The 14,628-nt window shown below is 63.9% G+C and carries 11 protein-coding genes; 5 read left to right on the top strand and 6 right to left on the bottom strand.

The window, feature by feature from the left end; translation table 11 throughout:
- Positions 1-450 carry a ribose 5-phosphate isomerase B gene (rpiB, locus tag MGMSRV2_RS05785; protein WP_024079418.1) on the bottom strand — a complete coding sequence of 150 codons (450 nt, stop codon included), beginning with the start codon at positions 448-450 and terminating at the stop codon, positions 1-3.
- Between the two features lie 330 nt (positions 451-780).
- On the opposite strand from rpiB, the gene MGMSRV2_RS05790 reads away from it, so the two are divergent.
- On the top strand, positions 781-1,251 hold the full coding sequence (locus MGMSRV2_RS05790; protein WP_024079419.1) for a Ros/MucR family transcriptional regulator: 471 nt from the start codon (positions 781-783) through the stop codon (positions 1,249-1,251).
- Positions 1,252-1,404: 153 nt separating this feature from the next.
- Positions 1,405-1,560 carry a hypothetical protein gene (locus MGMSRV2_RS21385; RefSeq protein WP_024079420.1) on the top strand — a complete coding sequence of 52 codons (156 nt, stop codon included), beginning with the start codon at positions 1,405-1,407 and terminating at the stop codon, positions 1,558-1,560.
- Here the strand turns inward: MGMSRV2_RS21385 and MGMSRV2_RS05795 are convergent.
- Complete coding sequence (locus MGMSRV2_RS05795) at positions 1,543-4,605, bottom strand: efflux RND transporter permease subunit (RefSeq protein ID WP_024079421.1); 3,063 nt, start codon at positions 4,603-4,605, stop codon at positions 1,543-1,545. The genes MGMSRV2_RS21385 and MGMSRV2_RS05795 overlap by 18 nt on opposite strands.
- Position 4,606: 1 nt before the next feature.
- The gene (locus MGMSRV2_RS05800; RefSeq protein WP_024079422.1) at positions 4,607-5,677 is read right to left on the bottom strand and encodes an efflux RND transporter periplasmic adaptor subunit; all 1,071 of its coding nucleotides are present in this window, start codon (positions 5,675-5,677) and stop codon (positions 4,607-4,609) included.
- 171 nt (positions 5,678-5,848) lie between these two features.
- On the opposite strand from MGMSRV2_RS05800, the gene MGMSRV2_RS05805 reads away from it, so the two are divergent.
- Entirely contained in the window at positions 5,849-7,159 is a 1,311-nt protein-coding gene (locus MGMSRV2_RS05805) for a diguanylate cyclase domain-containing protein (protein WP_024079423.1), read from the top strand.
- A gap of 12 nt (positions 7,160-7,171) precedes the next feature.
- Positions 7,172-7,819 (top strand): DsbA family oxidoreductase, encoded by a 648-nt coding sequence (locus MGMSRV2_RS05810; RefSeq protein ID WP_024079424.1) that lies wholly within the window; start codon positions 7,172-7,174, stop codon positions 7,817-7,819.
- Positions 7,820-8,014: 195 nt separating this feature from the next.
- Here MGMSRV2_RS05810 and mfd read toward each other — a convergent pair whose 3' ends face one another.
- Positions 8,015-11,482, bottom strand: coding sequence for a transcription-repair coupling factor (gene mfd, locus MGMSRV2_RS05815; protein ID WP_024079425.1), 3,468 nt, complete (start codon positions 11,480-11,482; stop codon positions 8,015-8,017).
- Entirely contained in the window at positions 11,479-11,730 is a 252-nt protein-coding gene (locus MGMSRV2_RS05820; RefSeq protein ID WP_242410720.1) for a succinate dehydrogenase assembly factor 2, read from the bottom strand. Before MGMSRV2_RS05820 ends, mfd begins: the two co-directional genes overlap by 4 nt.
- A 124-nt stretch (positions 11,731-11,854) precedes the next feature.
- On the opposite strand from MGMSRV2_RS05820, the gene recG reads away from it, so the two are divergent.
- On the top strand, positions 11,855-13,936 hold the full coding sequence (gene recG / locus MGMSRV2_RS05825) for an ATP-dependent DNA helicase RecG (protein ID WP_024079427.1): 2,082 nt from the start codon (positions 11,855-11,857) through the stop codon (positions 13,934-13,936).
- Here the strand turns inward: recG and MGMSRV2_RS05830 are convergent.
- Entirely contained in the window at positions 13,923-14,624 is a 702-nt protein-coding gene (locus tag MGMSRV2_RS05830; RefSeq protein WP_024079428.1) for a DUF502 domain-containing protein, read from the bottom strand. The two genes, recG and MGMSRV2_RS05830, sit on opposite strands and share 14 nt — an antisense overlap.
- Positions 14,625-14,628 lie beyond the last annotated feature (4 nt).

The following is a 14,628-nucleotide window of genomic DNA, read 5'->3' on the forward strand; positions in this document are numbered from 1 at the left end:
TCAGGCTTGGCCGTTCTCGGCCAGTTTGGCGACGCGGCGCGCATGGCGACCGCCTTCGAATGGGGTGGCGAGGAAAATCTCGACGCATTCCTTGGCCACTTCCGGGCCGGTGGTACGTCCGCCCAGGACCAGGACGTTGGCGTCATTGTGCAGCCGGCACATGCGCGCACCATAGGAATCGTGGACCAAGGCGGCGCGCACATGGGCGAAACGGTTGGCGGCAATGGAAATGCCGATGCCGCTGCCGCACATCAGAACACCGCGGGTGGCGCGGCCATCCTTCAGCACCTGGGCCATGGCGACGGCGAAATCAGGATAGTCCACGGATTGGCCGTCATGGGCGCCAAGGTCAAGGACCCCGAACCCCTTTTCCTGCAGCAAGGCGGCCACCATGGCCTTCATTTCCAGGCCGCCGTGATCGGAAGCAAGCGCGATGATGTCCTTGGTCATGACCGGGGTTCCGAAATTTTCGTCAGACAGATGGGCTACATACCATATGTCCGCACAGCTTGCCAATGCGCCACCAACTCATGGGGTATTCGCCGGGCACGGGGGTGCCCCGCTCCAACTGGGGGGATGCTTCGCGTTGCGGCCAAACAATGATGAAAAATATCCTTGGTCCAGTATTCCCCCCCTGACCAATTGCTAGGGGCTTTTACTGATCCGGGCAATCATACCAAGAACTCGTTATTCACCGTCATCAAAATGGAATTGACTCAAAAGACCTGTCATGCGTTCATTATCAACCTAAGGGAAATAACCGGGTGCCGGACCAAGACCATGACCGACAATATCTCCGACAAGATCAGCCACGATGACATTTTGCGCATGGCTGTCGACGTGGTTTCTGCCTATGTCAGCAACAATCCGTTGCCTGCCGGTCAGATCCCCGAGATCATCAATACCGTATACAATTCGCTGGCCGCCCTTGACGGCGCCCCGGTGGAAACCAAAAGTGAAGCGCTCAAGCCGGCCATTTCGGTGAAGAAGTCGGTGCATCCCGATTACATCGTCTGTCTGGAAGACGGCAAGAAGCTGAAGATGCTGAAGCGCCATCTGCGCACCACCTACAGCATGACCCCCGACGAATACCGGGCCAAGTGGGGTTTGCCGCCCGACTATCCCATGGTGGCGCCCAATTACGCCGCTCAGCGTTCCGATTTCGCCAAAAAGATCGGCCTGGGCCGCAAGGTCGCCGAAACCGAGGAAAAGGCCGTGACCGCCCCGACGCGGCGCAAGACCACCAAGTAAGCCGCAGCCCCCCTTTTTCGGGCCGGACGGAACGCCTCGCGCAAGCGGGGCGTTTTTGCTTTCTTTGTCCCTATGGCGATTGACCAGGGTCAGAGACTTCCGTGGGCACGTCGCTCAGGCTGATCGACATCATCCGATCGCGGGAGAATGCAAGTGAACGAGGCACAGATCACCCTGGCCTTCATGACCGTCGCCATCTTGTTCACCGCTGGCCTGCTGAAACGCAACAAGGCCTTGGGGACCAAGGCCTTTTTGTTGGTTATCGTCTCGACCCTGATCGTCGCGTCATTCCTATTCCTGACCCTGTGAGGCCGCCACCGCCTGACCGTGCCGGGTCTTCTTGGCCAGTAGGGTGTAGGCCACCGGCACCACGAACAGGGTGAAGAAGGTGCCCACCGTGATGCCGCCGACGATGACCCAGCCGATCTGCTGGCGGCTTTCGGCGCCGGCGCCATGGGCCAAGGCCAGGGGAATGGCCCCCAGCACCATGGCCCCGGTGGTCATCAGGATGGGGCGCAGGCGCAGGGCGGCTGCTTCCACCACCGCTTCCATCATCGGTTTGCCCTGATCGCGCAACTGGTTGGAAAACTCGACGATCAGAATGCCGTGCTTGGTGATCAGGCCGATCAGCGTCACCAGACCGATCTGGCTGTAGACGTTGATGGTGCCGCCGGTCAGCTTGAGCGCCGCCAGGGCGCCGGCCATGGACAGGGGCACGGTCAGCATGATGACGAACGGATCGACGAAGCTTTCGAACTGCGCCGCCAGCACCAGATAGATGAACAACAGCGCTAGGGCGAAGGTCATCCACATGGCCGAGCTCGACGATTTGAACTCGCGCGACGGACCGTTGTAATCCAACTGCGAATTACCCGGCAGGACGCGGGCGGCGATGGCCTCCAACTCGGTCACCGCCTGGCCCATGGTATAGCCGGGCGCCAGATTGGCGCTGATGGTAGCGGCGCGCAACTGGTTGAAGTGGTTGAGTTCGCGGGCGGCGACGCCTTCGTGCAGGCTGAGCAGATTGGACAATTGCACCATGTCGCCCTTGTCGCCGCGCACATAGATGTTGGTCATGTCGTTGGGATTGCGGCGATCCACATCGGCCACCTGGACGATGACGTCGTATTGCTCGCCTTCGCGCTTGAAGCGGGTGACCTGACGGCCGCCCAGCATGGTTTCCAAGGTGCGTCCGACCACATCCACCGACGAACCGATGTCGGAAATGCGGTCGCGGTCCATGGCCACCTTGATCTGCGGCTTGTTGAGCTTGAGATCGGAATCCAGGCTGATCAGGCCGGGAATCTTCATGGCCTCGGCCATGAAGGCATCGTTGACCTTTTGCAGATCCTCATAGGTGCCGGCGGTCTGGATCACCACCTGCAACGGCTTGGACGAGGCTTTTTCGCCTAAGGAAGGCGGATTGACGGCAAAGGCCAACATGCCGGGCACGCTCATCAGCTTGGGCATCAGGCCGCTGGCCACTTTCATCTGCGAGGTGCTGCGCTCGCTCCAATCCTTGATGCGGACGAAGGCCAGCATCTGGTTGACCACGGGGACGCCGGTGATGACGAAATAGCGTTCGACCACCGGCACGTCGGCGATGAAGCGTTCGACCATGCGGGAATATTTGTCGATATTGCCGATGGTGGCGCCTTCGGGGCCGATGCCGATGACCACCACGGTGCCGCGATCCTCGGTCGGCGTCAGTTCCGATTTGAGCGAGCCGAACAGGAACACCGCCGATACCGCCACCGCGCCGCCCAAAACGACGATGCCGGCGCGCTTGGCTAGCGACTTGCCCAGCAAGCGGCGATAGCCGGCGGTCATGCCCTCGAGGAAGTTTTCGATCAGCAGATAGATGCGGGAATGCTTGGTCTCGTGCCGCAACAGGCGCGAGCACATCATCGGCGACAAGGTCAGGGCGGCGAAGCCCGACACCATCACCGCCGCCGCCAGGGTCAGGGCGAATTCCACGAACAATTTGCCGGTGCGCCCGGTCATGAAGGCCAGGGGCACATAGACGGCGGCCAGGGTGATGGTCATGGCGATGACGGCGAAAGCGATCTCGCGTGAGCCGTCCAGCGCCGCCTTGACCGGCTCCACCCCTTCCTCGATGTGGCGGAAGATGTTTTCCAACACGACGATGGCGTCATCGACCACCAGACCGATGGCCAGCACCATGGACAGCAGGGTCAAGGTGTTGATGGTGAAGCCCAAAACGTACATCAGGGCGAAAGCGCCGATCAGCGACACCGGAATGGTGACCAGCGGAATCAAGGTGGCGCGCACCGTGCGCAGGAAGAAGAAGATGACCAGCACCACCAGGATGACCGCTTCGACGATGGTGCGGAACACCGCCTCGATGGAGCGTTCGATGAACACCGAGCTGTCATAGCCCACGTCCACACTCATGCCTTCGGGCAGGTTTTCGCGGATTTCCGGCAACACGCCGCGCACGGCGCTGGAAACGTCGAGCGGATTGGCCACCGATTGCTTGACCACGCCCAAGGCCACTGCCGACGAGCCGTTGAAGCGGGTGACCCGGCGCTCGTCCTGCGGCCCGATCTCGACCTTGGCGATATCGCCCAGACGGATGGGATAGCCCTTGCTTTCGGCCAGGATGATGGCGCTGAACTGCTCCGGCGTCTTCAGATCGGTTTCCGACAGCACGGTGAATTCCCGTTCCGCCGATTCGATGCGGCCCGCCGGCACTTCCAAATTCTGGCGCTTCAGCGCGTTTTCCACGTCTTGAGGGGTCATGCCATAGGCGGCCATGCGCACCCGGTCGAGCCAGATGCGCATGGCGTATTTGCGCTCACCGAAAATGCGGATGTCGGCAACGCCGGTCAGGTTCTGCAAACGGGTACGGACGAAACGCCAAGCATAATCGGAGACGAACAAAGCGTCGTGGCGGTCGGACGAAAAAGCCAGATAGATGATCGGCTGGGCGTCGGCCTCGACCTTGGCGATCACCGGCTCTTCCACGTCCTCGGGCAGCTTGCCGCGCACACGGGCGACGCGGTCGCGCACGTCCGAGGCGGCGGAATCGGCGTCGCGGGTAACCTTGAAGCGGATGGTGATCTGACTGCTTTCCGAACGCGACAGCGACGACAGCACGTCGATGCCCTCGATGCCGGCCAGGGAATCCTCCAGAATCTTACTGACCTGGGTCTCGACGATTTCCGCCGAGGCGCCCTTATAGGTGGTTTCGACGGTGACCACCGGTTCGTCGATATTGGGATATTCACGCACCGGCAGGCGGTCATAGGCGACCAGACCGACCAGCACGATCATCAGGCTCATCACTGTCGCCAGGACGGGACGGCGGATGCACAATTCGGGCAGACGCATGTCAGCCTCCGCTCTTGGGTGCGGCGGCGGGTACCGCCACCGGCACGCCGGGGCGCAGCTTCATCTGCCCGGCGGTGACCACCGTGTCGTCGGCCTTCAGGCCTTCGGTGACTTCCACCAGTCCCCTAGCCCGCCGCCCGGTCTTAACCGGGCCGGGCTGGGCCTTGCCGTCGACGATGCGGAAGACGATGATCTGCTGGCCGCGCGGCACCAGCGCCTCTTCCGGGATGGTCAGGGCGTCGGCCACCTCGTCCACCTTCAGCACCAGGCGAACGAACTGGCCAGGGCGCAGGGCGCTGTCGCCATTGGCGACGCGGGCGCGGACGACGATGGCGCGACCGTTCTGATCCACCGCCGGGTCAATGGCATAGACGGTGCCGGTGAACTGGCGACCGGGGTGGGAATCGGTGGTCATCGACAGTTCGATGCCGGTGCGCATCACCGCCGAAAAGATTTCAGGGACACGGAAATCCACCTTGATCGGGTCGGTGGCTTCCAGATTGACGATATCCTGGCCCGGCTGCACATAGGCGCCGACGCTGACCGTGCGCAACCCCACCGTACCGGCAAAGGGCGCCACCAGCACCGTCTTGTCCAATTGGGCGCGGGCCTGTTCGACCTTGGCCTGATCGACGCGCAGCTTGGCCTCGGCCTCGTCGCGGGCACGCTCGGTTCCCGCCCCCTGCCCGGCCAGCCGCACGGCGCGGTCGGAATTGGCCCGCGACAAGGCCAGATTGGCCTGGGCCTGCACCAGATCGGCGGATAGCGACGAATCGTCCAGGCGCAGCAGCACCTGGCCCTTGGTCACCCGGCTACCTTCCTCGAAACCGATGGCCTTGACCCGACCGGCGATTTCCGGGCGGATGACCACCGCCTCGTCCGAACGCAAGCTGCCGACCGAGGTGATCTCGCGCGCCATCGGTCCCACCGTGACCTTGGCCACCTCGACCGCGACCGGCCCCATGGCCCCACCGGCTGCCGGCGGCGGCGCCGCGTTCTTGCCGAAATACCACCAGCCCCCGGCAGCAGCGGCGACACAACCAAGGATCACAATGCCCAACTTTTTCCGCATTTTGGTCATCCGCTGCCAGAGCTTCACTTAAGTCCCGAATAACTGAACTGAACGGTTCAGTCAATCCACCCCTCCGACCATACGCCGATTAATGCACATGCCCCCTTATGGAGAGGGCTGTTCCGTATTATTCTGGTGACGCGCAGCAAGCCTTAAAAGATCGGGGAAACAATGATTCGCCTTGCCAACGTGCTGATCATCGACGCCAACGCCGACCGTTCGGCAGCCTTGAAGGAGCGTTTGGCCCGTGGCGGCTATCATTCCGGCGTCGCCCTCACCGCCGCCCAAGGCATGGAAACGGCACGGACCGAACACCCGGACCTCGTCCTGATCGGCTCCTCCGATCAAGGCGATGCGGTGGATTTGGGCTGCCGCTTCAAGAGCGAGCCGGACACCGCCGACATTCCGGTGGTGCTGGCGGTGGACCGTCTGGTGGCCGAACAATGCGGGCGCTGCCTGGATAACGGCCTGGACGATGTGCTCAACATCGGCTGCGACGACGCTGAATTGTTCGCCCGCATGCGCCCGCTGGTGCGGTTGGCGACCATGCACGCCGAATTGCGCCACCGTGCCGCCATGGCCCGGCGCTTCGGCGTCGCCGCCCGTGACCGCATGACCAACGCCGAGGATACACCGCCGGCCATCCTGATCATCGGCGACGATGCTGCCCCGGTGGCGGCGATTCTGGACGGCTGCGGCGACATCGTCCAGGCCCAGACCCTGTACGATGCCGAGGAATTGCTGGTGCGCCGCAATTTCGACGCCGCCGTGCTGTCTTTCGCCCAGGAGCCCGAAGGCTTGCTGAGCTTCTGTTCGCAGGTCCGCAACAACCCGCGCCTGTTCAACCTGCCCATGGTGCTGCTGGCCGGCCTGGGCACCGACGCCGCCGACGCCTATCGCCGCGGCGCCACCCGGGTGCTGGGCCGCCCGGTGGAACCGCTGATCCTGAAGGCGGCGGTCCTCACCTTGGTGCGGCGGCAGCAATTGCGCTGGAGCATCAGGGGCGCGCTCAACGACAGTCTGGCCGACGCCACCCGCGATCCGGTCACCGGCGCCTATGGCCGCGCCTTCCTGGAAGCCTATCTGGCCAGCCGCATCGAGACCGCCAAAAGCCAGGACCGGCATCTGGCCGTGGTGTTCTTCGCCGCCCCCAACATCGACGTGGTGCGCCAGCAATTCGGCGACGATGCCGGCCTGCACCTGACCCAGCAGGTGGGCCAGTGGATCACCGGCCTGCTTCGGGCCGAGGATCTGACCGCCTCGTTCAAATCCAACGAATTCTGTGTGGTGTTGCCCGACACCCCGGTGCACGAGGCGGAAGTGGTCATGCACCGCATCGCCGGTGTGCTGGCCTATACGGATTTTGCCGTGCGCGAGGTCTATCAGCCGATCAAGGTGTGGGTGCAGGTGGGGTGCACCGTCATCGGCGCCGGCGACACCTTGGACAGCGTGATCGCGCGCGCCCGGCAGAATCTGGATTAAAGGCGAAGCGGCGTGAAGATCGAGTTCATCTTCGATACGGTGTGTCCATGGTGCTATGTGGGTAAGCGCCGGTTCGAGCGCGCCTTGGCCCAGCGCCCCGGCACCCGCACCGAAATCGTCTGGCGCCCGTTTCTGCTGAACCCGGATATCCCGCCCGAGGGCATTGATCGCCGCGCCTATCTCGACCGCAAATTCGGCGGCCCGGCACGGGTCAACCGCATCCATGCCGCCGTCGCCGCCGCCGGCACCGCCGAGGGCATCGACTTCGCCTTCGACCGCATCACCCGTGCGCCCAATACCTTGAACTCACACCGCATGATCCGTTTTGCCGCCGGCTTCGGCCGTCAGCCGGAAGTGGTGGAGGCGCTCTACCGCGCTTATTTCGTCGAGGGTCTGGATATCGGTTTGGTCCCCACCCTGGTCGCCCTGGGCGAAAGGCTGGACCTGCCAGGCATCGAGCTGGAAGAGTACCTGCGCTCGGAAACCGATGTCAGCGCCGTGTTGAACGACAACGCCCGCGCCCATCGCCAGGGCGTCAACGGCGTGCCCTGCCTGATCCTGGACGGTTCCTACGCCCTGGCCGGGGCGCAGGAACCCGACATCCTGCTGCGCCTGATCGACATCGCCCGCCAATCGGAAACGGAACTGGCGCTGTCCTGACTTTTAATCACCGCAAATCGCGTCATGCCCGCGAAGAGCGTGTGAATTTATTGACGTCTCCACCTTTCACCCCGTCATACCCGCGCAGGCGGGTATCCAGGAGTCGCGGAAAAGGTGGTGGTGCACCCTCTGGACTCCCGCCTGCGCGGGAGTGACGGTTGATGCATACGTGCGTATGATTTAACGCACGTCCCCTCACCCCGCCTTGGCGATTTCCACCAGCTTGGCGATCAGCTTCTGCGCCAGCTTGACCCGCTTGGCCGGCTCGTCCCAGGCGCGGACGAAGACCAGTTTGTGGTCGGGGCGCAGCTTGGCGGCACCGGCCTGCTGGGCGATGTATTGCACCAGACCGATGGGATTGGCGAAGACATTGCCACGGAAGGTGACCACCGCCCCCTTGGGACCGGCATCCAGCTTTTCCACCCCGGCCTGTTTGCACAAGGCCTTGACCGCCACCACTTCCAGCAGGTTTTCCACCTCGGGCGGCATGGTGCCGAAGCGGTCGACCAGCTCGGCCGCCAATTGATCGATTTCCTCGCGGTCGGCCAAGGTGGCGATGCGGCGATAAAGCGACAAACGCACCGACAGGTCGGCCACATAGGTATCGGGGATCAGCACCGGCGTGCCCAAGGTGATCTGCGGCGACCATTCTTCCACCGCCATCTCGCCCTCGCCGCCCTTGGCGGCGGCCACCGCTTCCTCGATCAGTTGCTGGTAAAGCTCGATGCCGACTTCGCGGATATGGCCCGATTGTTCCTCGCCCAGCAGATTGCCGGCGCCCCGGATATCCAGGTCATGGCTGGCCAATTGGAAACCGGCGCCTAAGCTGTCCAGCGTCTGCATCACATGCAGGCGCTTTTCCGCCGGCTTCGACAAAACCTTGTCGGTGGGCAGGGTGAAATAGGCATAGCCACGGGTCTTGCCGCGCCCGACGCGACCGCGCAACTGATAAAGCTGGCCCAGGCCGAACATGTCGGCACGGTGGATGATCAAGGTGTTGACCGATGGCATGTCCAGGCCGGATTCGATGATGTTGGTGGACAACAGCACGTCGTATTGCTTGTCGCCGAAGGCGGTCATCACCTCTTCCAGCTCGGTCGGCGTCAACCGGCCATGGGCGATGGCGCATTTGACCTCGGGCACCAGCTTGGCCAGCCGGTCGGCGACGCGGTCGATATCGGCCAGACGCGGGCAGACGTAAAACACCTGACCGCCCCGATAGCGTTCGCGCAGGATGGCTTCGCGCAATACCACCGGATCGAAGGGCAGCACGAAGGTGCGCACCACCAGACGGTCCACCGGCGGGGTGGCGATGACGCTCATCTCCTTGACCCCGGTCAGCGCCAGTTGCAGCGTGCGCGGAATCGGGGTGGCGGTCAGGGTCAGCACGTGGACGTCGGATTTCAGCTGTTTCAGCCGCTCCTTGTGGCCGACGCCGAAATGCTGTTCCTCGTCGATGATCAACAGGCCCAGGCGCTTGAAATTGATGGATTTGGCCAGCACCGCATGGGTGCCGACGACGATGTCGACCGAGCCGTCGGCCAGCCCGGCCTTGACCTCGTTCGCCCGCTTGGCCGTCACCAGCCGCGACAATTGCTCGACCTTCAGCGGCAAGCCGTGGAACCGGTCGGAGAAATTGCGGTAATGCTGGCGCGCCAACAGCGTGGTCGGCACCACCACCGCCACCTGCATGCCGCTCATGGCGGCGACGAAGGCGGCGCGCATGGCCACTTCGGTCTTGCCGAAACCCACATCGCCACAGACCAGACGATCCATGGGCCGGCCCGATCCCAGGTCGGCCACCGTATCCTCGATGGCGCGGGCCTGATCCTCGGTCTCGGCATAGGGGAAGCGGGCGCAGAATTCGTCCCACAGCCCTTCCGGCGGGGTCAGGGATTCCGATTTGCGCAACTGGCGCTGGGCGGCGATGGCGATCAACTGGTCGGCCATGTCGCGGATGCGCTTTTTCAGCTTGGCTTTGCGCGACTGCCACGCCACCCCGCCCAGGCGGTCGAGCTGGGCGCCGGCCTGTTCCGAGCCGTAACGGGTGAGAACCTCGATATTTTCCACCGGCACGAACAGCTTGTCGCCGCCGTCATAGATCACCCGCAAGCAATCATGCGGCGCGCCCGACACTTGCAACGTCACCAGACCGTCATAACGACCGATGCCGTGTTCCAGATGGACGACCAGATCGCCTTCGGCCAGGGCCGAGGCCTCGGCCAGGAATTGCGAGCCCTTGCGCTTTTTCTTGGCCGGACGGGCCAGACGGTCGCCCAGCAGATCCTGTTCGGTGATCACCGCCACGTCGTCGGTGACGAAACCGTGATCCAGGGCCAGCACCACCATGGGCAGGGATTTGGCCGGGGTGGCCAGCGCCTCGGGCCAGCTATCGACCAGAACCGGCTTCAGGCCGTGATCGGCCAGCACATGCGACAGGCGATCGCGCGATCCGGCGCTCCAGGCGGCCAGGACCGAACGGCGGCTTTTTTCCGCCCCCACATGCTCGCGCAGCGCCTCATAGACATTGCCGTCGGGCCGCGCCCGGATGTCGGAGAAATCGCGCCCAGGCCTGCCGCCGGCATCGGCGCCTTTTTCGCTGGCCGGGCCGAACGGCGACAGAGCCACGCACGGGCGGGTGGCCAGCAGGCGGTCCCATTCGTCCTTTTCCAGGTACAGCCGGTTGGGCGGCAACGGGTGATAGACCATGCCCGATTCGGCCAAGCCGGCGCCGGTGATGGTGCGCCTTGCGTCGTAATATTCCAGCACCAGGGCATGGCGGGCGTCGCGCGCCTCTTCCACCTGATGGTCCAGCACCGCCAGGGCGTCGGGGACATAGGCGAACAGGGTATCCATGCCGTCATGGAACAACGGCAGCCAATGTTCCATGCCGTTGAACTTGATGCCCTGGGAAATGGCCTCGTACAGCGGGTCGGGGCCGCTGACCACGCCGAACATCTCGCGGTAGGTGCTGCGGAAGCGGGCGATGGCGGCATCGTCCAGCGTCACCTCGCTGACCGGAACCAGGGAAAAGCTTTGCAGTTTGCCGCTGGTGCGCTGGCTCATGGGGTCGAAGCTGCGGATGCTTTCCAACTCGTCGCCGAAGAAATCCAGGCGCACCGGCTCGGGCGTGCCGGGCGGGAACAGGTCAAGGATACCGCCGCGCACCGCGTATTCGCCCGGCTCCATCACCGTATCGGTGCGGCCATAGCCGTTGCGGTTGAGATAGGCGACGATGCCGTCGATATCCAGCCGCCCACCCACCTGGGCCGACAGGCTGGACGAGGCCAGCACCTGACGCGGCGGCACCCTTTGTACCAGGGCGGCGACCGAGGTCAGCACCACCCGCGCCCCCTGGCCCGGTCCCTGGGCCAGCTTGCACAAACCGTCGACGCGGCGCGCCACCAGATCCACATGGGGCGACACCCGGTCATAGGGCACGCAATCCCAGGCGGGAATATCCACCACCTCGATATCGGGAGCGAAAAAAGCCAGGGCCTCGGCCATGCGGGCCATGCGGCCATCATCGCGGGCGACATACAGAACATCCCGCCCGATCCAGGCCCGGGCCAGTTCGGCCACCGTCAGGGCATCGGCGCCATCGGGGGTGCCGGCAAGAGTCTGTCGGCCCGGAGCGTCAGAGATATTCTGTATTTTAATCAACGGATTGCAGCTTCATTCTGAACGAAATTCTTAATCATCCGCATGACGTCGTGATCCAGATGGGCGGGCACGTCCACCTTACCGGTGACCCAGTTGAACAGGTCGGTGTCGGTTTCGGCGATCAAGGTCTCGAAGCGGTCGACCTGCTCGGCGCTCAGGCTATACAGATATTTTTCGGCGAAGCCGCCGAACAGGATGTCGTTTTCGTTCGAGCCCATGTGGTGGGCGCGAAACTTCAATCGCTTCAATCGTGCTTCTTCCATGATCGCCTGTACGCTTGGATGGACCTGATCCCTGGCCTTGGCGGCCAAGCGGCTCTAGGATATAGAGCGTTCCCACCCATCTGTCAGCATCAAGCCCACAAAAATCCCCATGCGCCCCAGCCTGCTGAACCCATTGTTCGCGCCGATCACCACGCTTGCCGGCATCGGCCCCAAGCTGGCACCGTTTTATGAACGCCTGGCCGGCGGGCGCGTGGTCGATTTGCTGTGGCACCTGCCGTCGGGCGTCATCGACCGCCGCTTCGCCCCCAAGCTGGCCGAGGCGCCGGCGGGCAAGGTCGCCACCATCACCGTGCAGATAGAGGCCCATTTCCCCTCAGGCAGCCCCAAACGGCCCTATCGGGTGCGCTGTTCCGACGAGACCGGCTTCGCCCATCTGGTGTTCTTCCATGGGCGCGAGGATTGGCTGCGCCGGCAATTGCCGGAAGGCGAATGGCGGGTGATCAGCGGTGTGGTCGAGCATTTCAACGACGGCATCCAGATCACCCATCCCGACCACATCGTGCCGGTGGCCGAGCGCGAACAGGTGATGAATATCGAGCCGGTCTATCCGCTGACCGGCGGGCTGACCGCGCGCATGGTGGCCAAGACCATCCGGGCGGCGGTGGATCAGGCACCGCAAATGCCCGAGTGGCAGGATGCCGCCTGGTTCGCCCGCAATGCCTGGCCGTCCTGGCATCAGGCGCTGGACAGCCTGCACCGCCCGCAATCGGAACAGGCGGTGATCGAGGACAGCCCCGCCCGCCGCCGGCTGGCCTTCGACGAATTGCTGGCCAACCAATTGGCGCTGATGATGGTGCGCGCCCATATGCGCAAGCTAAAGGGCCGGCCCATCGCGGTCTCCACCCATCTGCGTCCGCAGGTGCTGGCGGCCCTGCCCTTTACCCTGACGGCGGCGCAAACCCGCTCCCTGGCCGAGATCGATGCCGACATGGCCGAGCCCCTGCGCATGCTCAGGCTGCTGCAAGGCGATGTGGGCAGCGGCAAGACGGTGGTGGCCCTGCTGGCCATGCTGAACGCGGTGGAAGCAGGCGCCCAGGCGGCGCTGATGGCGCCGACCGAAATCCTGGCCCGCCAGCACATGGAAACCATCGCGCCTTTGGTGGAAGGCGCCGGCTTGCGGGTGGCGCTGCTGACCGGGCGCGACAAGGGCAAGGCCCGCGACGCCATCCTGGCCGATCTGGCGGCGGGCCACATCCATATCATCATCGGCACCCACGCTTTGTTTCAGGAAGACGTCGCCTATGCCGACCTCGCCTTCGCCGTCATCGACGAACAGCACCGCTTCGGCGTGCATCAGCGGCTGGAACTGGCGTCCAAGGGCCAAGCGGTGGACATGCTGGTGATGACCGCCACCCCCATCCCGCGCACGCTGTTGCTGACCAGCTATGGCGACATGGATGCATCACGGCTGGACGAGAAGCCGCCGGGGCGGCAGCCGGTTTCCACCCGCGCCCTGCCGTTGTCACGCATGGACGAGGTGGTGGACGGCATCGGTCGTGCCGTCAAGGCTGGCGCCCGCGTCTATTGGGTCTGCCCGCTGGTGGAGGATTCGGAAACCTCCGATCTGGCCGCCGCCGAGGAACGCCACCGCCATCTGTCGCAAGTGTTCGGCGACGGAATCGGGCTGGTGCATGGCAAGATGAAGGGACCGGCCAAGGACAAGGTGATGGCCGATTTCGCCGCCGGCCAGTTGTCGGTCCTGGTGGCGACCACGGTGATCGAGGTGGGCGTCAACGTCCCCGAGGCCACCATCATGGTCATCGAACACGCCGAACGCTTCGGCCTGGCCCAGTTGCACCAGTTGCGCGGTCGGGTCGGGCGCGGCAGCGGCGCCTCGAGCTGTCTGTTGCTGTACGGGGCGCCTCTGTCGGAAAACGCCAAGGCGCGGCTGGAAATCATGCGCGCCACCGAGGACGGTTTCGTCATCGCCGAGGAAGATTTGCGCCTGCGCGGCGGCGGCGAGATTTTAGGCACACGGCAAAGCGGCCTGCCGGAATTCAAACTGGCCGATCTGGCCCTGCACGGCGACTTGCTGGCCGCCGCCCGCGACGATGCGGCGCTGATCCTGGCCCGCGACCCCGAGTTGACATCGGAGCGCGGTCAGGCCCTGCGGGTGTTGCTGTACCTGTTCGAGCGCGACGCTGCCGTCCACACCCTCAGGTCAGGCTGAGTTCCGGCTGATCTTCCAGCGGTTTGCGGTGCGACGGCACCAGGATGCCGGTGGAAATGACCATCTTCAGCCCCTCCTCCACGTTCATGTCCAGTACGCGGACGTCGCGGCGCGGCAGGAACAATAGAAAACCCGAGGTCGGGTTGGGGGTGGTGGGGACGAAGACATTGACCATGTCGTCATCGGCGAAAACCTCGCCGATTTCACCGGCGGTGGTGCCGGTGATGAAGGCCATGGTCCAGATACCCTTCCTGGGGTACTCGATCAACGCCACTTCGCGGAAGGCATTGGCCTTTTGCGCCAGCATGGTCTCGAAAATCTGCTTCACCGCCGAATAGATGCCCGACAGCACCGGCATGCGCTGCAAGATGATGTCGTAGACCTTGACCAAGATACGACCGACGAAACCGGCGGTGACCATGCCGATCAAGGTCAGCCCGACCATCACCGCGATCAGGCCGAAACCGGGAAAGCCCCAATATTGCGGGTTCAGCTCCGGCGGCACCAGCGGCGACACCTGATTGTCCATGAACTTGATGAACTGCCAGGCGATGTAGAAGGTGATGGAAATCGGCGCCGTCACCAGGATGCCGGCGAAGAAATAGGCCCGCAGCCGCGCCAGCATGCCGATATGGAACGGTACCGCCTTGGTCACCTTCGCCGGTCGTGCTGGGCTTTGCTCGTTCATAATC

Source organism: Magnetospirillum gryphiswaldense MSR-1 v2, assembly GCF_000513295.1.
Taxonomy (GTDB): domain Bacteria; phylum Pseudomonadota; class Alphaproteobacteria; order Rhodospirillales; family Magnetospirillaceae; genus Magnetospirillum; species Magnetospirillum gryphiswaldense.

Coding starts and splice junctions, on each gene's coding strand:
- MGMSRV2_RS05800 (WP_024079422.1), bottom strand. CDS start 5,677: ATGCGGAAAAAGTTGGGCATTGTGATCCTTGGTTGTGTCGCCGCTGCT.
- rpiB (WP_024079418.1), bottom strand. CDS start 450: ATGACCAAGGACATCATCGCGCTTGCTTCCGATCACGGCGGCCTGGAA.
- MGMSRV2_RS05795 (WP_024079421.1), bottom strand. CDS start 4,605: ATGCGTCTGCCCGAATTGTGCATCCGCCGTCCCGTCCTGGCGACAGTG.
- MGMSRV2_RS05790 (WP_024079419.1), top strand. CDS start 781: ATGACCGACAATATCTCCGACAAGATCAGCCACGATGACATTTTGCGC.
- recG (WP_024079427.1), top strand. CDS start 11,855: ATGCGCCCCAGCCTGCTGAACCCATTGTTCGCGCCGATCACCACGCTT.
- MGMSRV2_RS05830 (WP_024079428.1), bottom strand. CDS start 14,624: ATGAACGAGCAAAGCCCAGCACGACCGGCGAAGGTGACCAAGGCGGTA.
- MGMSRV2_RS05805 (WP_024079423.1), top strand. CDS start 5,849: ATGATTCGCCTTGCCAACGTGCTGATCATCGACGCCAACGCCGACCGT.